At 60.8% G+C, this 18832-nt stretch carries 22 protein-coding genes; 14 read left to right on the forward strand and 8 right to left on the reverse strand.

Translation table 11 applies throughout. The features are described from left to right. The first annotated feature begins 1 nt into the window (after position 1). The 3 genes from GKIL_RS19975 to GKIL_RS19985 are packed head-to-tail and all read left to right on the forward strand — an operon-like array spanning position 2 to position 3700. Complete coding sequence (locus GKIL_RS19975; RefSeq protein WP_023175677.1) at positions 2-1264, forward strand: MFS transporter; 1263 nt, start codon at positions 2-4, stop codon at positions 1262-1264. A 40-nt stretch (positions 1265-1304) separates the two neighbouring features. Further along, positions 1305-2198, forward strand: coding sequence for a hypothetical protein (locus tag GKIL_RS19980; protein WP_041244094.1), 894 nt, complete (start codon positions 1305-1307; stop codon positions 2196-2198). Between the two features lie 2 nt (positions 2199-2200). Next, complete coding sequence (locus GKIL_RS19985; RefSeq protein ID WP_023175680.1) at positions 2201-3700, forward strand: complex I subunit 4 family protein; 1500 nt, start codon at positions 2201-2203, stop codon at positions 3698-3700. 29 nt (positions 3701-3729) lie between these two features. Here GKIL_RS19985 and GKIL_RS19990 read toward each other — a convergent pair whose 3' ends face one another. From GKIL_RS19990 to GKIL_RS20005, 4 genes are all read right to left on the reverse strand, one after another. Continuing rightward, positions 3730-4764 (reverse strand): aldo/keto reductase, encoded by a 1035-nt coding sequence (locus tag GKIL_RS19990; protein WP_023175681.1) that lies wholly within the window; start codon positions 4762-4764, stop codon positions 3730-3732. Between the two features lie 30 nt (positions 4765-4794). Continuing rightward, a complete protein-coding gene (locus GKIL_RS19995; protein WP_023175682.1) occupies positions 4795-5691 on the reverse strand; it encodes an SDR family NAD(P)-dependent oxidoreductase in 897 nt (298 codons plus the stop codon). Positions 5692-5738: 47 nt separating this feature from the next. Further along, on the reverse strand, positions 5739-6590 hold the full coding sequence (locus tag GKIL_RS20000) for an AraC family transcriptional regulator (protein WP_023175683.1): 852 nt from the start codon (positions 6588-6590) through the stop codon (positions 5739-5741). Between the two features lie 142 nt (positions 6591-6732). Next, the gene (locus tag GKIL_RS20005; protein WP_023175684.1) at positions 6733-7392 is read right to left on the reverse strand and encodes a class I SAM-dependent methyltransferase; all 660 of its coding nucleotides are present in this window, start codon (positions 7390-7392) and stop codon (positions 6733-6735) included. Positions 7393-7524: 132 nt separating this feature from the next. Here GKIL_RS20005 and GKIL_RS20010 point away from each other — a divergent pair, with 132 nt between their 5' ends. The 4 genes from GKIL_RS20010 to GKIL_RS20025 all read left to right on the forward strand — a co-directional run bounded on the left by GKIL_RS20010 (position 7525) and on the right by GKIL_RS20025 (position 10016). After that, positions 7525-7875, forward strand: a complete 351-nt coding sequence (locus tag GKIL_RS20010) for an ArsR/SmtB family transcription factor (protein WP_041245085.1) — start codon at positions 7525-7527, stop codon at positions 7873-7875. Between the two features lie 34 nt (positions 7876-7909). Then, entirely contained in the window at positions 7910-8386 is a 477-nt protein-coding gene (locus GKIL_RS20015) for an SRPBCC domain-containing protein (protein ID WP_023175686.1), read from the forward strand. A 63-nt stretch (positions 8387-8449) separates the two neighbouring features. After that, positions 8450-9280 (forward strand): DODA-type extradiol aromatic ring-opening family dioxygenase, encoded by an 831-nt coding sequence (locus GKIL_RS20020; RefSeq protein WP_023175687.1) that lies wholly within the window; start codon positions 8450-8452, stop codon positions 9278-9280. Positions 9281-9305: 25 nt separating this feature from the next. Then, the gene (locus GKIL_RS20025; RefSeq protein ID WP_023175688.1) at positions 9306-10016 is read left to right on the forward strand and encodes a glutathione S-transferase N-terminal domain-containing protein; all 711 of its coding nucleotides are present in this window, start codon (positions 9306-9308) and stop codon (positions 10014-10016) included. Here GKIL_RS20025 and GKIL_RS20030 read toward each other — a convergent pair. The 3 genes from GKIL_RS20030 to GKIL_RS20040 all read right to left on the reverse strand — a co-directional run bounded on the left by GKIL_RS20030 (position 9995) and on the right by GKIL_RS20040 (position 13156). After that, positions 9995-10690 (reverse strand): RNA methyltransferase, encoded by a 696-nt coding sequence (locus GKIL_RS20030; RefSeq protein WP_245595872.1) that lies wholly within the window; start codon positions 10688-10690, stop codon positions 9995-9997. The genes GKIL_RS20025 and GKIL_RS20030 overlap by 22 nt on opposite strands. Before the next feature lie 134 nt (positions 10691-10824). Then, the gene (locus GKIL_RS23045; protein ID WP_023175690.1) at positions 10825-12462 is read right to left on the reverse strand and encodes an S-layer homology domain-containing protein; all 1638 of its coding nucleotides are present in this window, start codon (positions 12460-12462) and stop codon (positions 10825-10827) included. A gap of 115 nt (positions 12463-12577) precedes the next feature. Then, a complete protein-coding gene (locus tag GKIL_RS20040) occupies positions 12578-13156 on the reverse strand; it encodes a DUF2808 domain-containing protein (RefSeq protein ID WP_023175691.1) in 579 nt (192 codons plus the stop codon). A 300-nt stretch (positions 13157-13456) separates the two neighbouring features. Here GKIL_RS20040 and GKIL_RS20045 point away from each other — a divergent pair, with 300 nt between their 5' ends. The 5 genes from GKIL_RS20045 (at position 13457) to GKIL_RS20065 (ending at position 17086) form a co-directional block, all read left to right on the forward strand. After that, entirely contained in the window at positions 13457-14701 is a 1245-nt protein-coding gene (locus GKIL_RS20045) for a glycosyltransferase family 4 protein (RefSeq protein WP_023175692.1), read from the forward strand. Between the two features lie 3 nt (positions 14702-14704). After that, entirely contained in the window at positions 14705-15460 is a 756-nt protein-coding gene (locus GKIL_RS20050) for a sucrose-phosphate phosphatase (RefSeq protein ID WP_023175693.1), read from the forward strand. Positions 15461-15525: 65 nt separating this feature from the next. Next, complete coding sequence (locus tag GKIL_RS23920; protein ID WP_023175694.1) at positions 15526-15915, forward strand: DUF4326 domain-containing protein; 390 nt, start codon at positions 15526-15528, stop codon at positions 15913-15915. A 4-nt stretch (positions 15916-15919) separates the two neighbouring features. Next, on the forward strand, positions 15920-16360 hold the full coding sequence (locus GKIL_RS20060) for a DUF488 domain-containing protein (RefSeq protein ID WP_023175695.1): 441 nt from the start codon (positions 15920-15922) through the stop codon (positions 16358-16360). A 33-nt stretch (positions 16361-16393) separates the two neighbouring features. After that, on the forward strand, positions 16394-17086 hold the full coding sequence (locus tag GKIL_RS20065; protein ID WP_023175697.1) for a dual OB domain-containing protein: 693 nt from the start codon (positions 16394-16396) through the stop codon (positions 17084-17086). 2 nt (positions 17087-17088) lie between these two features. Here the strand turns inward: GKIL_RS20065 and GKIL_RS20070 are convergent, their stop codons facing one another. Beyond that, positions 17089-17766 (reverse strand): DNA/RNA non-specific endonuclease, encoded by a 678-nt coding sequence (locus GKIL_RS20070; protein WP_245595873.1) that lies wholly within the window; start codon positions 17764-17766, stop codon positions 17089-17091. A gap of 412 nt (positions 17767-18178) precedes the next feature. On the opposite strand from GKIL_RS20070, the gene GKIL_RS20075 reads away from it, so the two are divergent. Together GKIL_RS20075 and GKIL_RS20080 are read left to right on the forward strand one after the other, a co-directional pair. After that, positions 18179-18454 (forward strand): CopG family ribbon-helix-helix protein, encoded by a 276-nt coding sequence (locus GKIL_RS20075; protein WP_023175700.1) that lies wholly within the window; start codon positions 18179-18181, stop codon positions 18452-18454. Next, positions 18432-18824, forward strand: a complete 393-nt coding sequence (locus GKIL_RS20080) for a type II toxin-antitoxin system RelE/ParE family toxin (RefSeq protein ID WP_081705326.1) — start codon at positions 18432-18434, stop codon at positions 18822-18824. The genes GKIL_RS20075 and GKIL_RS20080 overlap by 23 nt, the downstream gene beginning before the upstream one ends. Positions 18825-18832 lie beyond the last annotated feature (8 nt).

Consider the following 18832-nt stretch of genomic DNA (forward strand, 5'->3'; position numbering starts at 1 on the left):
GATGGCACTCCAAACCCAGATCCCCCACGGGCCGATCGCCCTCTGGCAGTTCTTTAGCCGTCCTACCACCTGGAAGCTGTGCCTCGGGCGCTGGTGCTCCGACTGGGGCGATGCGGTTCATATCCTTGCCTTCAACTGGCTGGTCGTGCGCCTGAGCGGTTCGGCGGCGGCGGTCGGCCTGTGCCAGGCGCTCTGGCTCATGGGCCAGCTCGCCGGTTCCTGGCCCGGCGGCTGGCTGGTCGATCGCTTGAGTGCGCGCACGCTGTTGCTTTTAAGCTACGCCCTGCACGCCCTCACAATCGGCGGCTTCGCCGTGCTCGCCTTTCGCGGCGAGGCCAATATCTGGCTGCTCGCCGCTCTTTCGGTCTTTCTCGGCATGCTCGGTGCGCCGGGCGATCCGGCCAATCGCTCCTTGATGAAGCAGGCGGCGGCGAGCGACGACGAACTGGCCCGGCTCAATGGCCTGCTCAGCAGCGGTGGGGCGGTGGCCCAGTGCCTGGGGCCGCTCTTGGGCGGCTGGCTTCTCACCAGCGCGCCGCTCGCCTGGGCATTCGTGCTCAACACTTTGAGCTTTGTCGCCGCCGGGCTGTTGCTGCTGGGGATTCGCTCCTCGTCGCCCGTTGCCCCAAAAGCCGCTGCCGCTGCTGCTGCCCCCGCCGGAGAGTCGCTGTTTGCTCAGATTCGGCCCCTGCTGCCGTCGCTTATCGCTGCGAGCGGATTTGTCTTTGGCCCGGCGGCGCTGCTGGTGCTCTTTTTGCCCTACTACGTGCAGCAGGTGCAGCACTGGCCCATCAGTGCCCTGGGGGTGCTGGAGGCGGCCCGCTGGCTCGGTTTGGGCATCGGGACGATCGGCGGATCGCTTGCTATCGGCAGGCTCGCCAGGCGCGTCGAACCGGCGATTGGGATTGCGATGGGAACCCTTGTCGTGCCCCTGGTCGGCTTTAATACCCACCACGCCGCAAACTGGTGGGTGCAGTCGCTCTGGCTCGTCGCCGTTGGGACCTCCGCCGGCGTCGCTTACGTCTGCCTCAATCAGCTCTTTTTAGAGCGCGTGCGCGGCGAGTGGATAGGCCGGGTCAACGGTGCCCTCGCCGTCTACGTCGGTGTCGGCCTGTTGCTCTTTGGTGCCCTCTGGTGGCAACTGATCGACCATCTCGGTTACTCTACTGCCTTCTCCTTCGCCATCGGCGGCTTTGCCCTCGCCCTCGCCGCCGCCCTCGCCGCTAAGTATTTCTCGCTAGACAACCGCCCACAGGAGTCCTAGAATGAAGAAGTGTAAAGTATTGCAAGCAAGGGGTAAACACTTGTCGAGGCGCTGGCTGTTCACACTGGTCGTGGTGTGTACCCTGGCGATCGTCCCAGTGCCGGGGCAGGCGGCCAACGAGGTGCTGGAGGCGCGCATCCGGGCAACGGTTGAGAAGATCGACGCTGCTTCCAACAAGCAGGATCTCGAAGCGCTGTTGGTCAACTACGCTCCCGGCTTTCGCAGTGCCGACGGCCTGACTTACGAGGCGACGCGCAAGGCGGTCGCCGCACTCTGGAGCAAGCTTTCCCAGCCGACCTATCAGACGAATGTAACGGCGGTGGTGCCCCAAAAAAATCAGGTGCGCGTCAACGCCACGACCTTTCTCAATGCCGGCTACAAGAGCGATCTGGGCGAGCCGGGCAAGCTTGAATCCCAGGTCGAGACATCGAGCCTCTACGAGGAGCAGCAGGGAGCTTTTAAGCTCGTCTCTCAGCGGGTGCTGGCGGAGCGCACAAAGCTCAGCATCGGCAGCAACCCGCCCCAGGTGAATCTCAACCTGCCCGAGGCTGTGCGGGTCGGTCGCCCCTTCAAGATTGAGGCGATCTTGCCCACCTCGCTGCAGAAGTCTCCAGCGCTGGGCGGCATTCGCCTCAGCCCGATCACTGCCCGATCGCCTGGGGCGGTGGAGGCACCTGCCCTTGAACCGTTGCGCACGGGCGGGCTGTTTAAGACCGGACAGGCACCGCAGCGGCCCACCGACCAGGCGATTACGCTTGCCATCGTCCGCCAGGGCGGCCTGCTTCTGGTCAACCAGCGCCTCAAAGTCACCGAGGGCGAACCGCCCAAGGCAGCAACCCAGCCGGAGCTGGCTAAGCCCGCCGATGAGAAGCCGGCAGCCAAAAGTAGCGACCCGGCCCCAGACAACCAGACTTCCAAACCGAAAACGGAGTAACCATGAGCGTGTCCTGGCTCAGCGCCATCTTTTTCCTGCCAGGGCTGGGAGCCCTGGGGCTGGCTGTGCTACCCGGTGAGATCGACCATCGCCTCGCCCGCCTCTGGGCGCTGGTAGTGGCTGGGCTCACCTTCGCTTTGAGCATTCTGGTGGCGCTGCGCTTTGATTTTACGAGCGCTCAGCAGCAGTTCGTCGAGTCGGCAAGCTGGCTGCCGCAGTTGGGGATCAGCTACAGCCTCGGGGTAGACGGTCTCAGTCTGCCGCTGGTGCTCTTAAACGGCCTGCTGGTGGTGCTGTCGATCCTGACAAGCTGGCAGCTGAGCAAGCGCCCCCGCCTCTACTACGTGCTGGTGATGCTCCTGATGTGCGGGGTGAACGGAGCGTTCATGTCCCGCGACGCGATTCTTTTCTTTCTCTCCTACGAACTGGAACTGATCCCGCTGTACTTTCTCATCAGCATCTGGGGCGGCAAGCGCCGCGAGTACGCCGGGACCAAGTTTTTGCTCTACACCTTTCTTTCGGGGATTGCGCTTTTAGTCGCTTTCTTGAGCACCTACTATTTCTCCGGCACCGGCAGCTTCAGCCTCGACGTGCTCGCAAAGCCCCAGACGCCCTATCCCCTCGTCTTCCAGTTCATCGCCCTGGGTCTCATCACCTTCGGTTTCGGCATCAAGATGCCCCTGGTGCCCCTGCACACCTGGCTGCCCGACGCCCACGTCGAGGCACCGACTGCCGTGTCGGTGCTTCTTGCCGGTATTCTGCTCAAGCTCGGCACCTACGGCATCGTCCGCTTTGGCCTGGGACTGTTTCCGGAGGCGGCGGTGCAGTTTGCCTGGCTTTTATCGGTACTGGCTGCCATCAACGTCATCTACGCTTCGCTCGCAGCGATGGCGCAGACCGACATGAAGAAGATGGTCGCCTACAGCTCGATCGCCCACATGGGTTATGTCGTGTTGGGGATCGCCTCGCTCAACGTCATCGGCCTGGGCGGTGCGATGTTTCAGATGGTGAGCCACGGCATCATCTCAGGACTGCTCTTCATGCTCGTCGGCCTGGTCTACGACAAGGCCGGAACCCGCGAGTTGCCCAAGCTCGGCGGGCTTTTTGCCACCCTGCCGGTGGTGGGTGCATTTTTAGTCGGCGCAGGCATGGCCAACGCCGGGATGCCCGGCATGAGCGGCTTTGTCGCCGAATTCCTCGTCTTCCGAGGCGGCATCGAGCGCTTCCCGGTGGCGACTGTGCTCTGCATCTTCGGCATCGTGCTGACCGCCGCCTACATCCTCGCGATGCTGGCCCGCGCCTTCTTTGGCAAGCTGCCCAAGACCCTTGAGGCGATGCCCCACGTCACCTTCTTCGACATGGTGCCCGCCACGGTGCTGCTCATCATCATGGTCGGCCTCGGGCTCTTCCCCAACATCATGACCACCATCGTCCAACCGAGCGTCACTGCCCTGGTCGAGCAGGTGCAGACCGGCAGTGCCGTCGCCCAATTGCCCCGCTAGATCTTACAGGGGTGTGAGCGATGCATGCATCAGGGCGATTGGCCGAGAGCGTTGCGCACCTCCTCGTCAATTGTCTTGGCATTGAACCAGTTTGGGTAGAGGGCCGTGGGGGCGGTGAGTTCGTCGAGGCTTTGCCGTTGCTCAGCACGCAGTTGGAGGTTGGCAGCAGCCAGGTTGTCGGCGAGTTGCTCGGGCTTACTGGCTCCCACCAGCACCGAGGCGATAGCAGGACGGGCGAGGAGCCAGGCGAGGGCCACCTGGGCTGGGGCAGCGTTGTAATCGGCGGCAATCGCCTTGAGAGCATCGACGACGGTGTAGCCGTGCTCGCGCTCGAAGGGAATAAAGTCGAAGCCTGTGAGCCGTCCGCCACCGCCCGTCGGATCGTCGCGGGTGTATTTGCCACTTAAAAACCCACCGGCCAGCGGGCTCCAGACCATGATCCCGATTCCTGCATCCTGGGCAAAGGGCACAATTTCGTGTTCGAGGTCGCGGCCAATGAGCGAGTAGTACATCTCAGCAGCGACAAAGCGCGCCCAGCCGTGCTTTTGCTGCAGACCAATCGCTTTAGCCGCCAGCCAGGCTGGCCAGTTGGAGTAGCCGACGTAGCGCACCTTGCCCTGGCGCACCAGACTGTCGAGTGCTTCGAGGGTCTCTTCGAGGGGCGTGAAGGGATCGAGCCGATGCACCAGGTAGACATCGATATAGTCGGTGCCCAGCCGCCTCAGGCTCCCCTCGGCGGAGGCGAGGATGTGCCGCCGCGACAGGCCCGAGCGGATGAGCGCTTCACCGGTGCGAAAGCCAACCTTCGTCGCGATCACCGCGTCAAAGCGGCGGGAGGCGAGGGCTTTGCCGAGCATCTGCTCGGACTGGCCACCGGCGTAGCCGTCGGCGGTATTGAAAAAGTTAACCCCGGCTTCGAGCGCCTGGGCCACCAGGGCGTCGGCGGCCTGCTGGTCGAGCTTGTAGATCGAGGCATTTGCTCCACTGCCTGCGCCGAAGGTCATCGCTCCAAAGGCCAGCTTCGAGACGACAAGCCCGCTATTTCCCAACCGTGCGTACTGCATGATGTTCTCCTTTGAACTGGATGTGCGCCCTCAGTCCAACATGCCACCGGTGACATCGACGTTTGAGCCTGCGAAGCTCGTGGCATCGTCGGAGCTGAGAAACAAGACAGCGCGAGCGATCTCCTCGACGGTATTCGTGCGGTGAATCGGAATGCCCATCGCCCCCTGCTCGGGACGTATTCCCTGCCGCTCGCGGGCGTAGCGGAGCATGGCCGTATCGACGCCGCCGGGAGCGATCGAGCTGATGCGGATGTTTTTGGCGGCGAAAGCCAGGGCGGCTGTCTTGGTGAGCGAGAGGATCGCGTGCTTGCTCGCACCGTAGGGCGCAATGTTGAGGAAACCTCTATAGGACGAGACCGAAGCGGTATTGATAATCACGCCGCCCCCCTGCTTGAGCATGTAGGGGATCTCGTTTTTCATCGACAGAAAGACCCCTGTTGCGTTGGTGGTCAGTACGTTGTGCCAGTCGTCGAGGGCTGTCTCAAGAAACGGGTTGACCTCGCCTACCGTCCCGGCATTGTTGAAGGCAACATCCAGACGACCATAGCGGCTCACACAGTTATCTACAAATGCCTTTATCTGGTCAGCCTCGCGCACGTCCGCCCGCTGGTAGGTCGCCTCACCGCCAAGGGCACGGACTGCACTCTCAACGTTGCGGCCCAGTTCCTGGCGGCGGCCACAAAAGTAAACCTTCGCACCCTCCAGGGCAAAGGCCCGCGCCGTCGCCTCGCCGATGCCGGAGGTGGCTCCGGTGACGAGCACCACTTTGCCCGCGAAGCGCCCCTGGGGATCGGCTCTGCCTGTCTTTGGCTGGGGAGGGAACTGGGTGTTAGCAAGGGCAGCCACAGGGATGGCCCCGACGAGCCCGGCAGCGGTGGCAATCGTCTTGCGTCGGGTAAGAATCGTTCGCTCGTCTTTTTCTTCCACGGGCAGCGTCTCCTGGTTCGACGCATCCGATCCTAGAAAATCTGCTCCTACGGATCTTGTACGTTTTTGATCGGCGGCGCGTAGCGGCCCGGCGTCACCGCCCACCAGCGCTTGAAGTGGCGGCTGAAGTGGCTTTGATCGGCAAATCCTGTCGCAAGGGCGACTTCGCTTGCGATCTCTCCCCGCGCCAGCATTCGCCGGGCACGCTCGATGCGGATCTGCAGGTGATAGCGGTGGGGTGGACAACCGAAGCTGCGCTCGAAGAGCCGGTGCAGGTGATAAGGGTTGAGCCCGGCAATTTGGGCCAGTTCCGCCATCGTGATGTTGCGACTGATGTTGTCTTCTAGATAGGCCCGCGCCCGCTGCACAGCCTGCGGGGCGTCCGGCGGAAATCGCACGCTCTGCCCTCTATCTGCGTAGCGCTCGATCCACAGGCACATCAACTCGATCAGTGCTGCCTCCTGCACCAGCAGGGGCGCTGCCGGCGCTGTTGCCCGATGGAAGGCGACGAACAGATGGCGCAATTCGGCGTCGAGCACCACCGGTACTTTGAAAAAAGGTGCCCCTACATCCCGCCCGGCAATCTGGGCTCCGAGTTGTTGCAACAGGAGCACCGGTGCGCTGAGCATCCGGTAGAGCACAGGGTACGGACGGTCCTCCCGGTCTTGAGCGCTGTGCAACTCGCCTGGATGAATGACCGAGAGTGCGCCGACCGGAACGGCGTGGTACGCCCGGCGATAAAAGTATTCACCCGGAAAATTGAGGCTCAGGCAAAATTGATATTCCTCGTGGCTGTGGCGCAGGGTACCGTCAGCTCGACCTGGAGCATAGCGGTACAGCTCCAGAACACAACCGAGAGCAGTCCACGCCTGGATGTTGTGATGCGATACCTCGACCATCGAATTTCTGCTCCCTTGTGCTGACTGACTGCGCCGGAAGGGCTTTTAACGAAGAACCTGCCCCAACCTGTAACACCTCGGTCAATCAGGTATCCCACGGCGGGCACGATGACGACGTTCCTCATCTGGATCGGCCCTGGGGTCAAAGGCGCTTTCGCAGGTAAAGGGAGAGCAGGCGCGGTGGGGCAGTCCTCGCTGCGCCCTCGTCGCGCCATTCGCCCAGGTGGGAGAGTAAGAAGCCCTGCCGGAGGCTGGCGTTCAGGTAGTCGGCAACGTCGTGCAGGTGCGCCGGAACGAACATCACCTCGCCGGTGCGGTGGTCAGTGAACTGGGCCTGGCCGCCCTGTAACTGGCGAAAAGGATGCAGTTCGCCGATAAAGAATGCGCCGCCGGGGCGGAGGATGCGCGCCGCTTCGCGGAAGATGGGATCTAGATTCTCGATGTGTTCGAGGACGAGGGTGCAGACAATCAGGTTGGCTGTGCCGTCCGGGCAGTCCCAGCCAAGCTGAACATCCTGCTCCTTGAACTGTACGTTGCTCGCCTGCAGGTTGGTTTTTGCCTGGGCGAGCATTCCGGCAGAAAAATCAAAAGCCAGCACACTGCGACACTGATAAGCCAGATACCGCGTGTTCAGGCCGGTACCACAACCAATTTCAAGGACGTCCCAGTCTGGCTGGAGGGCAAGTTGCGCTCGTAAAACCTGTGCTGCGAGATCGCGTGTCGGATTTTCGCCCGTCTCATAGGTGCCGGACCAGCGGTCGTAGGCAGACGCCACAGCACTGGGCGAGGACTGGCCACTCATGAAAGTTCTCCTCAAGGACAAAGCGAATGCGATGTCGCGTCTCCAGGATAAACAGACGACTGGAACGGTTGACAGGACACCTGTCCATAAGTTATTTTACCAATAGGTTAATTAACCTTGTGGTTTTGTATGATCACGGACGATCGCCTGAGCGCTATTTTTGCAGCGCTTGCCGACCCAACCCGCCGCGCTATTCTGGCGCGACTGGCTCGCGGCGAGGCAGCTGTCAACGAACTGGCAGAACCGTTTGCGATCAGCCTGCCTGCGATCACCAAGCACCTGAAGGTGCTCGAGCGCGCCGGTCTTATCACCCGTAGCCGCCAGGCGCAGTGGCGTCCCTGCCGCCTCGACGCCGCTGCTCTGCGCGACGCCACCGATTGGCTCGAACACTACCGGCAGTTCTGGGATCAAAGCCTCGATCGTCTCGACGAGTACCTGCAAAACATTCAGACAGCAGAAAGCGACGACAGCCACTCCGTCTGAAGGTCCCACGCACACATCCAACCAGGAGAACCCTATGACTACCGCACACGATCAAGAGCCCGTCATCGTCATCACCCGCACCTTCAACGCACCACGGGCACTGGTCTTCAAAGCCTGGACTGAACCTGAGCGCATGGCGATCTGGTGGGGACCGCACGGCTTTACCAACGCCAACGTCGAAATGGATGTGCGGCCAGGGGGGATCTGGCGCATCGATATGTGCGCTCCAGACGGCACCGTGTACCCCTGCAAAGGTACCTATCTTGAGGTCGTCGAGCCGGAGCGGCTGGTCTACAAGAGCGAAGCGATCGAGAGCGATGTCTGGGGTGCTGAGGGGCAACCGCCCACCGCCGTACACACGGTCACCTTTGAAGAGCACGATGGCAGGACGACGCTCACGCTCCACCTGCGGCTGGATTCACTCGAAGAGCGCGACCGGATGCTCAAGATGCAATTTACAGAAGGCATGGGCCAGAGCCTGGAGCGCCTCGAAGCCCACCTGGCGGCCTGAAGCATCTGGCAGGAAGGACCGCAGCGGGCGTGCTACATTGAATGTACTAACTAGAACAATCCAATGGTTCTTCCTGCCGTCTTTGTCAGTCACGGTGCGCCGACGCTGGCGCTTGAAGCGGGCGCGGCCCACGCATTTTTGAGGCACCTGGGACAGAACCTGGAGCGGCCTCGGGCAATTCTCTGCGTCTCAGCCCACTGGGAGACAGCCGGTCCAACGGTGAGCACCGCTGTCTGGCCACGCACGATCCACGATTTTGGCGGCTTCCCGGACGCCCTCTACCAACTGCGCTATCCGGCCCCCGGCGCGCCGGAACTGGCCCGGCAGGTGGTGGAGTTGCTAAGGGCCGCCGGTCTGGCTGCCCTAAGCGACCCAGAAAGGGGGCTGGATCACGGTGCCTGGGTACCGCTGCTGTTGATGTATCCGGACGCCGACATTCCAGTTGTGCAGTTGTCGATCCAGTCTCATATCGGTCCGGCGCAGCACCTGGCTGTGGGCAGGGCACTGGCTGCGCTGCGCGAGCAGGGGGTGCTCATTCTCGCCAGCGGCAGCGCTACCCACAACCTCGGCGCTTTTCGGACCTATCGGGGCGATGATGTCCCAGAGTGGGTAGTGCGCTTCGATCGCTGGCTTGCCCAGGCGCTGGCTGCCGGTGACACGGAGGCGCTGCTGGCATACCGGCAACTTGCTCCTGAGGCCGTTCGCAACCATCCGAGCGAAGAGCACCTGCTGCCGCTGTTTGTCGCCCTCGGAGCCGGTGGACCCAGACCTGTGATTCAGCAATTGCACGCGAGCTACACCTGCGGCATCTTGAGTATGGCCGCCTATGCCTTCGACTCAAAAGCCGAAGCGCCAGAATCGCTCCAATGGTCGGCTGAAGCAGTGTCCTTGTGAGCAAGACATCTTTAGGAGAGGCCCCATGATCGACCTGTACTACTGGCCGACGCCGAACGGCCACAAGATTGCGATCTTTTTGGAGGAAGCGGGGCTCGACTACCGGATTGTGCCGGTAAATATCGCGGTGGGCGACCAGTTCAAGCCCGATTTTTTGCGCATTGCCCCCAACAACCGGATGCCCGCGATCGTCGATCACCAGCCGGAGGACGGCGGTGAACCCGTCTCCGTCTTCGAGTCCGGCGCGATTTTACTGTATCTGGCCGAGAAAACGGGCCAGTTCCTACCTGCCGACCGGCGCGGACGAGTGGCGGTGAGCCAGTGGCTTTTCTGGCAGATGGGCGGTCTGGGGCCGATGGCAGGCCAGAACCATCACTTCAGCCAGTACGCGCCTGAGAAGATCCCCTACGCCATCGATCGCTACGTCAGAGAAACCAACCGGCTTTACGGTGTGCTCGACCGGCAACTGGCAGGACGCGACTTCATTGCAGGCACCTATTCGATCGCCGACATGGCCTGCTATCCGTGGATCGTGCCCCACGAGCGGCAAGGGCAGCGCCTCGAAGACTTTGCTCACCTCAAGCGCTGGTTCGATGTGATCGCCTCTCGCCCCGCCGTCCTCCGCGCCTACGAAAAGGGCCAGCCCTTCAGCGGGCAGCCGACGGTAAGCGAAGAGAGCCGCAGGATTCTCTTTGGTCAGACCGCCGCCAGCGTTCAGTCCTCCTCCGGCTCATAGGCGGCAGGCTGAGCAGTGGGCAGCCGGCGGTTCGCCCAGTCCACCTGCCGGAGCACACCGCGCAGCAGCGCCACTTCCTGGGCGCTCAGGCCGGAACGATTAAAAAGACGGCGAAATTTTTCCAGTTTGCGCTCCGCCGTCTGCGCCTGCAGATAGCCGATCGCGAGCAGTGTGCGGCGCAGGTGGGCGTAGAACCCCTCCAGTTCGTCCACATCCGGCATCGCCTCCGGCGGACGCACCGCCTGGTGGGTCGTCTGCCCACAGCCGAACCATTCGTAGGCGCAGATCGTCACCGCCTGGGCCAGGTTGAGCGAAGGATAAGCGGCACTGGTCGGTATGCGTACGAAGCGCTGACAGAAGGCCAGCTCCTCGTTGCTGAGCCCCCGGTCCTCCGGCCCGAACACACAGGCCGCCCGTGGCGCACCTGCCACCAGCCAGCGCGCTCCCTGGGCCGGACTTAAAAACGGATCGCTCACCGTCCGGCTTCTGGCGGTTGTTCCGGCGACGCGCTCACAACCTGCCAGCGCTTCAGCCAGGCTGGCCGTGACAACGGCGCGATCGAGAATATCGGTGGCGTGGACCGCCGTGCGGCGCGCCTCCGCATCGAAGGGCGAGCAGCGCGGTTGCACCAGCCACAGCTCATAGAGATCAAAATTTTTCATCGTCCGGGCCACCGCGCCAAGGTTGAGCGGCCCCTGGGTGCCGACAAGAACAATACGGATAGCTTCACTCCCGAGAGATTCGACCAGGTTTAACGGGCCGGCTCCGCCAGTCTATGCGATGCCTTGACCTGCGAACCCACAGCCCCTCACGGCAGCGAGGAGATGTTGATAGGCTGCGGAATGGTGCGGGTGATCCGCTGGCCGTTGCGCTCAAGAGCGACTTCGATCGTGCCGCCCGGAACGTTGATGTTTTTGCCGATCTGGACTCTGCCCTCGTAGAAGCCGGGAGAGATTTCTTTCATCTTGATCGGCCCTGTAACGCCCGCGATCTTGAAGGTGGCTTTGCCGCCGCTGTCCCCGGCACAGGAGACGGTGAGAATGTCGCCGGTATTGAGCACGCGGTTGACCGGGTCAAAACTCACCTGCTGGATGCGCAGGTTGCCGGCGGGCTGAACAGGCTCGAAGGGGCTGGGTGGATTGAAGAGGTCTCCACCCCGCCGCGTGGAGGCGATGGGCGGATTGCCGCTGCCAAAGCGGCCTGCGGAGCGGCTATTGCCGTAGCTGCCACCGATGGGAGGTGCAGCAGGAAAGCCGTTGTCGTCTGGAAAGTTGGGCGAGCTATTGTAGGAGCGGCTCGAACCGGTGCCGTAGTCGTCGTTAAAGCCCCCAGCCCGCCGCGAGTAGTCGCCTGGGGAATTGCTGGAGCGCCGGGGCGGCGGCTGGGAAGCGGCTGGATCGTCGTAGTCGTAGTTGTCGGGCTGGTTTGCTGGAGCCTGGGCGGCGCGCACCTCGCCCACTTCGAGTCTCGCGATGCGCTGGGCCTGGGCGGTGAGACCGCCGCGATCGAGGTGAACGACCACGGTCGGATTGACCACCGCATCTCGATCCGCCACCTTGTAGGTGCCGATGTACTGGCCGGGGGTCGTCTCCTTCATCGCAACATTGTTGGCCAGATCGCCCAGATCGAAGCTGCTTGTGGCACCGGGGGTGCCCTGGGCGGTGATCGTCACCGTCTGACCAGGAAGAACGCGGCTGGCCGGCTGCACGTCGATGGACGCAATCGCCGGTTTTTCAATCTTGAGCTGGGCCACCGGCGGCTCGACCGCCGCCAGTTTCTTTTGATAGACCAGCCCCTGGTGCAGCAGCACGGCCATTTCGCCCCGGGTAAGTACATCGTCGGTACTGAGGGTATCGGCAGCCGGGACGTTGATGATCAAGCCTGCCTGGGCGGCGGCGGCAATAAACTCGCGGCCCGCCTGGGGCACCGAGCCTGCGTCCTTGTAGAGTTTGAGCCAGCTATCGACGATCGGTTTACTAGGGGCGGTGAGCTTGAGAGCCCGATCGAAGATGGCGAGCGCTTCGAGCCGGGTCAGATCGCCCTGGGGCTTGAAGACCCCTCCTGGAAAAGTGGCCATCACCCCGGCCTGCAGCAGTGCCTGGACGTTGAGATAGTCTGGACCGCGCCTGGGCACGTCTTTGAGGGGCGCTTCTTTTTTGCCGGGTACAAACTTAAAGTCAAAGACGTTCATCAACCAGCGCGCCAGCTCCAGGCGGGTCATCGTCGCATCGAGGGGCTGGTTGAGAATTAATAGATCGCTCTTGCTCTGCACGGCCTCGGCGTAAGGCTTGGTCCAGCTCACATCGAGGGTGTCCCCCCCACCGGTCGGGGCTGCCTGGGGGGCAGCGGGGGGACTGGCAGGAGCAGGAACCTGGGATGCCGCCGGATATCCTGCTGCCCACAGCACCAGCCCTAACCCAAAAGAACACATCCAGACGCGCTTCATCGCTGCTACTGCGCACTACCTGATAGTTTAACCAGACCGTTGCCGTCTGGAAGTGTTCCCGCCAGAAGTACGAGGTGCCCGACAGGTTGCACCTCGTACAGACGTGTTACCGGTTTTAGAGGTTGGTGCCGACGTTGTAGCGGGCAAAGCCGAGGAACTGCCCACGGGGAGCATCGCCACTCGGGAAAGCGACCACATCGACGAGATAGGTGCCCTCGGTGGCCGGGTTGCGGCCATACCACTCGACATTGACCTGGCTGCCTGCCGGAATGGGCTTGTCGAAGGTGACGGCCAGTTGCGAGCCGTCCAGTTGAGCGGCACCGTTGATGACCTGACGGTCAAAGCGCACACCGTTGTTGCTGCCTACCGTCACCGTTACGGGCATCGCCTCGCTCGGTGAACTCTCGGTGGCGATCACGTCGTTGCTCCCCGGCACCGGCGCAAAGGTGTTCGGATTGTTTGGGTTGGCCAGGCCCAGAACGATGCGGCCCAGACCGATGTCGCTGTCCTGGGGCACCTGGATGCGGACGTTGTAGTAGGCGCGGGCATCAAGGGTCCGATCCGAAAGGCTGTAGCCTATCAGGGTGGGAATGTGGTTGAAGGCCGTCTCGCCGTTGGCGAACTGGATGGCACCGACAGGAATGGCCGCCGCCAGAAGTGCAGCAGCAGTGGCAAAAGCGAACATGCGACGCATAATGAGGACTCCTTACCCTTGCAGTGAAAGCACCAGCGCCCCGCAATGCGCAATCAATCGTTCAGCGCAGATGCCAGCTTTTCATTCCTTCATGGTGGTGTTCTAGAACACATTCGTGCGTCCCTCTTTCGGCGGATAGGTCCAGCAAAGTACCCGCGCCGGACCGTATATTGGCCGAAATACGCTATTCGTCGGGCGTTTATCTGTCCGATGACAGAAGAATTGCTTGCTTCCGGCAGGGCATCCTGAATGTTAGTTAAGTTCCATAGAACTAAAAAACGAAATCTTGGGAGACTACTTATGTACGGGCGGATTGCGCTTGTCTCTGTGAACGGTGATCCTTCAGCGGTCATCGGTGCGGAGGAAGCGGGGGGGCAAAACGTCTATGTTCGTGAGGTTGGCCGCCACCTGGCTTCCCTGGGATATGAAGTAGACATGTTCACCAGGCGAATCGATAAGACGCAGCCGGAGATCGTCGAGGAAGCGCCCAACTGTCGCACCATTCGGCTCGCGGCTGGTCCTCTCGAATTTGTTCGGCGCGACGACCTGCATACTTACATTCCACACTTTATCGAGAGCCTGACACCCTACGTCAAGCGGCGCGGTTATACGGCCATACACACTCACTACTGGCATTCGGGCATCGTCGGGCTGGCGATGGGCGACCGGTTCGGCGTGCCTGTGGTGCATACTTACCACTCCCTGGGTGCGATCAAGTACATGAACGTCGCCGAAGTACCGCCCTCCGCCCAGTTGCGCCTCTCAGGCGAGCGCCGGATTCTCGAACAGGCCGATCGGGTGGTTGCCACCAGCCCCCAAGAGGCGGAGCACATGCGCAGCTACGTCTCCCACAAGGGGCTCATCGATATCATTCCCTGCGGCGTCGATGTCTCGCACTTCAGCCGCGTCGATCGCGCCCAGGCCCGCCAGGAATTGGGCTTTGACGAAAATGAAAAGGTCGTCCTCTACGTCGGTCGCTTCGACAAAAGAAAAGGGATCGAGACGCTGGTCCGGGCCGTTGCCCAGATGAGCGAGCCGGTGCGCCTGGTGATTGGCGGCGGCTACACTTCCGATCGCGGCGACGGCCAGGAGTTCGAGCGCATCCGCAGCATCGTCGATGAAGTTGGCATCGCCGATCGCACGCGCTTTGCCGGACGCATCGACCAGGCGGATCTACCGGCCTACTACACGGCGGCGGATGTCTGCGTTGTACCCAGCCACTACGAGCCTTTTGGCCTGGTGGCGATCGAGGCGATGGCCTGCGGTACGCCGGTAGTGGCGAGCGCCGTCGGCGGTCTTTGCTACAGCGTCGTCGATGGCCAGACCGGCCTGCTGGTGCCGCCCCACGATGCGGATCGTTTTGCGGCTGCTATTGGCCGGATAATCGCCAACCCGAACCTGCGCAGCGAACTGTCCAGGGCGAGTGTCCAGCGCATCCACAGCCACTTCACCTGGGCTGGGGTGAGCCGCCGCCTGGGCCGCCTCTTCGAGCATCTTGCCGCCCGCAAGCTCAAGGTGCGCGCCGCTTCCCAGTCGGTGGCCTAGACGATGGCCACGGGCAAGTGGCTCATCGTCACCGACCTGGACGATACTCTGGTCGGTCCCTGTCCAGAAGATCGAGAAGCGCTAAGACAGCTCAACCGCCACCTGCAGCCGCCGGAGATTGTGTTGGTCTACGCCACTGGCCGCTCTCCCGCCTCGGCCCAGGCTCTGATTGCCGAGGCGGGGCTGCTGGCTCCGGCGGCCCTGATTAGCGGTGTCGGCACGGCCATCTCCTACGAGCAGTCGCCCGAGCAAGCGGATCAAGATTGGTGGCAGCGGCTCAAGGTGAACTGGGACATGGCGCTCATCGATAAGATAGCCCTGGGCCACGCCGACTCCCTCATCCCCCAACCCGCTGGCGAGCAAAACCCCTTCAAGCGCAGCTTCTTTCTTGCTCCTGAGCAGGCAAAGACCGTGATCTCTACACTGCGCGCTCAGCTTGCCGCTGCCGGCATCGAAGCGCAGATCGTCTACTCGAGCGACCGCGATCTCGACATTCTGCCCATCGGTGCGGGCAAAGGCCAGGCCGTGCGCCACCTGCAGGAGCGCTGGGGCTTTACCGCTTCGACCACTGTCGTCTGCGGCGACTCAGGAAACGATCAGGGACTGTTTGAAACCGGCAGCCTGGGAATTGCAGTAGGCAATGCCCGCGCTGAACTGGTGCGCTGGCTCGACATCAACGAACATCTGCCCATCTACCGCGCCAGACAACGCTGTGCAGCAGGGCTTTTAGAGGGATTGCAGCACTGGCAGGTACTTTAGCCTTGCAGCTCTTTTATTCGGGCAAACATTCAGTGCTAAAGTAGGAGCCAGGTTGTCTATTTGCCATGCAGATTCGCGTCATTAATAAGCACTATGAACCTGTTGCTGGCGAATACATCGGCAGACCATCAGTCCTTGGTAACCCTTTCGTCCTCGGCCAGGACGGTAATCGCCAGGAAGTGATCGAAAAGTACAGGCGCTGGCTCTGGCAAAAGCTCAAACAAGGCGGCCCAGTCCTCGATGAGTTGTGCCGCTTGCAGCAGTTGGCCTATCAGCGTGAACTTGTCCTCGTCTGTTGGTGCAAGCGGCCTGACAGGGAAGTTGCCTGCCACGGTGATGTGCTCAAGCAGGCCATCGAATGGCTCGATCGCCGCGAACGGGGAGTGAGCGAACCGGGTGTGCAGGCACAGTTACCCAATGCAGTTGCCCAACAGCTCTCCTTGCTGGAACTGTAAATTCATGTCCACCGTCTATACAATTGGCTTCACAAAGCGATCGGCGGCGAGCTTTTTTAACACTCTCCGTTCAATTGGGATCAAGCGCCTGCTCGATGTTCGGCTCAGTAACACCTCACAATTAGCTGCCTTTGCTAAGAAGGACGATCTCGCTTTTTTTCTCGAGGCTATTTGCAAGGCAGAGTACAGGCACGAACCTTTGCTGGCTCCGACTGCTCAGATGCTCACTGCCTACAGGAGCGGCAAATGTAACTGGGAGGACTATCAACGGCGATTTCTTGCGTTGATGCACCAGCGTCAGGTGGAGAAGCGAATAGATCCAACGGTTTTTGATCTGCCCACAGTTTTACTGTGTAGCGAGTTCACAGCGGAGCACTGCCATCGACGTCTGGCACTGGAGTATCTGCAGCAGTGCTGGGAATCTCTCTTGATTAAACATCTTTAGGGTATGCTTTTGTCAACCCTTTGGAGTGTTTGAATGCCTCGCTTTGAGATTCTCTGCCTGGCAAACTCGCGCAAATACCAGGCTCGCTGCATCGCAGGTCTGCGCTACGACCGCCAGGGTTGGCTACGACCGATCGGGACTGCAGAAAAAGGGGCGCTTACTGTCGAGGAGTGCAGTTATCCCGATGGAAGCGAGCCCAAAATTCTCGATCGCATCAGCGTCGAATTGATAGATGTCTGCCCCGAGTGGCACCAACCCGAAAACTGGACCGCTGTAGCGGGTTCTTTTCGCTGTGTGAGTTCCCCCGATGGCAAAGTACGCCTTGATCGATTGCAGAGGCGTCTGGAGCCTGGACCAGAACTGCTGGGTAGCCAGACCAATCACATTGAGCAGGCGCATTTTTCTGCTGCAAATCCTGCACAGTCCTCCTTAGCATTGGTGTTACCTGAGCAAATCTTCTGGTACTGGAAATTGACAGGCAAAGGAAAACGTCAGGTGCGCGTGCGCTTTCGCCTGGCTCAGGCTCGATACGATCTGGCCGTGACAGATCCTGCCTGGGAGGAGCGGTGCTCAGTGATTGAAGAACCAGACACTCTCTACACCAACGAGGACATCGGGTACTGTCCAGATGCAAACAGCCGATTACTGTTCACGGTCAGCCTTGGGCAGCCGTACAACGGCCATTATTACAAACTGGTAGCGGCTGTCTTTGCGGTACCCGTATAAATTCATCGGCTTCTATCCGATTGACCTTCAATCACCGCCTGCACATCTTCGGGCAGCGAGGAGAGCAACTCGTAGCCAGTTTCTTTTTCAATCTGGTCTACGCTGACTCGAAAGCGCCGCCAGCTACTTTGCTTGATGCCTGCCTGGTTTGGCATCAGCACAGCGATCACCCGCGTATTTTTGTTTATACCCGCCAGTCCCAATCCTGGCCGATCGAGCACGACGATTACCTTCCAGCTGCTCGCTGGAACGCTCACCCGTCCGCCGATCGTGCCCTGGGTACCGGCGACGCCGGCGACGATATATAGTTCTTTGCCTTCACTGGCCAGGGTACGCGAGTAGCTTTCCAGTTTTTCCCACGGTCCCCGGTTGAGGTCCGGTGCCTGGGGAATCATGTTCGTCATCAAAAACGTCGCAGAGTTGTCCTGGATGCTGCGGGTGCGATCGGCGGAGGGGCACTGGTGACCCCGGTCGTAGCCGCTGCCGGTGTAGTCGGACGGGGCAATGCGCCCGTAGCCGGGGGGCAGGCTCCTATCGGGGCGAAAGTCGTTCTGGCGGTCGCTCGTTCCCAGCCAGGAGCGGTTGAGCTGCCAGCTTACCCAGTTGGGAATGCCCTTCGTCGCGTTGTAGGAGAGGGCGTACTGGGGTTTAAGCATCAGATAGTTGTTGACGTTTCGCACTTCAGCCGTCGCTCCGCTCGGGTTACCCAAAAGCAGATGAACGCTCGGAGGTGGAGGAGGAACTGCTCGCTTACGTCCAAAAAGGAGCCAGAGGACAACAGCAACGAGCGCGACCAGGACGAATAGCAACAGTAGATTGCGGAAAGAGACGCGGGTCAACGGCTGGATACACGAAACAGGCCCATCACAGTCTACTGAAAGCGAGCCCAACCGGCCTGGAGGCTGGTCAGCTTTCCAAGGGGGGAAGGACTGCTTGCAGGGCTCAAGATCTAAAAATGTGTTTACGTAACCATGCTAAGGGTAGGCTATCCAGCTCGTCCAGATTTGCCACTCGCGCAGAGGGAACACTGCTTGCCTTCAAGACAAACAGAGTATAAAAAGGTTGTAAGAAGTTTTACCGCGACAGGTTGGCATGTCTAAGATAGTGAACACGGGTGTAAAGCTGGACGAGACACTGCATAACCGTTTGAAGCAGCTGGGGGTGCTGAAAGCGCGCACGCCACACTGGTTGATGCGAACGGCGATCGAAGAGTATGTGGAACGGGAAGAAGCTTACGAGCGTGAAAAACAAGAGGATGTAGAACGCTGGCAACGTTACCAGACTCTCAACCATGCTATTCCCCATGAGCAAGTCAGCGCATGGCTAGGAAGTATCGGTACCGGTAATGAGCAGCCGTGCCCCAAATAGCCCTGAACTGTCAAACCGGGGTGAAAGGTTGATTTTTCGTGGCCTGAAACGCCGTGCCTTCGTTAATAACTCTCAAAATGACAGATCAGGGATAGTCTGGTTGCCTGAGGCGGTCGAGGACACCGGACGCTTGATCAATTTTCTACAGGAGAAGAATCCGGAAGCAGCTGTACGCGCTGCGCAGGCTCTGCAAAAAGGCACAAACACTCTCAGCACTTTTCCAGAGCTTGGCCACTCGATGAACGATGGCACAGAGCGAAGGGAGTTCTTCATTCCGTTTGGCGCAGGAAGCTATGTCCTGCGTTACATCATTAGTGAGCAGACGCTCGTCATTGTCCGCGTCTGGCACAGTCGCGAAAACCGTAAATAATCTGGTCT

Source organism: Gloeobacter kilaueensis JS1, from assembly GCF_000484535.1.
Taxonomy (GTDB): domain Bacteria; phylum Cyanobacteriota; class Cyanobacteriia; order Gloeobacterales; family Gloeobacteraceae; genus Gloeobacter; species Gloeobacter kilaueensis.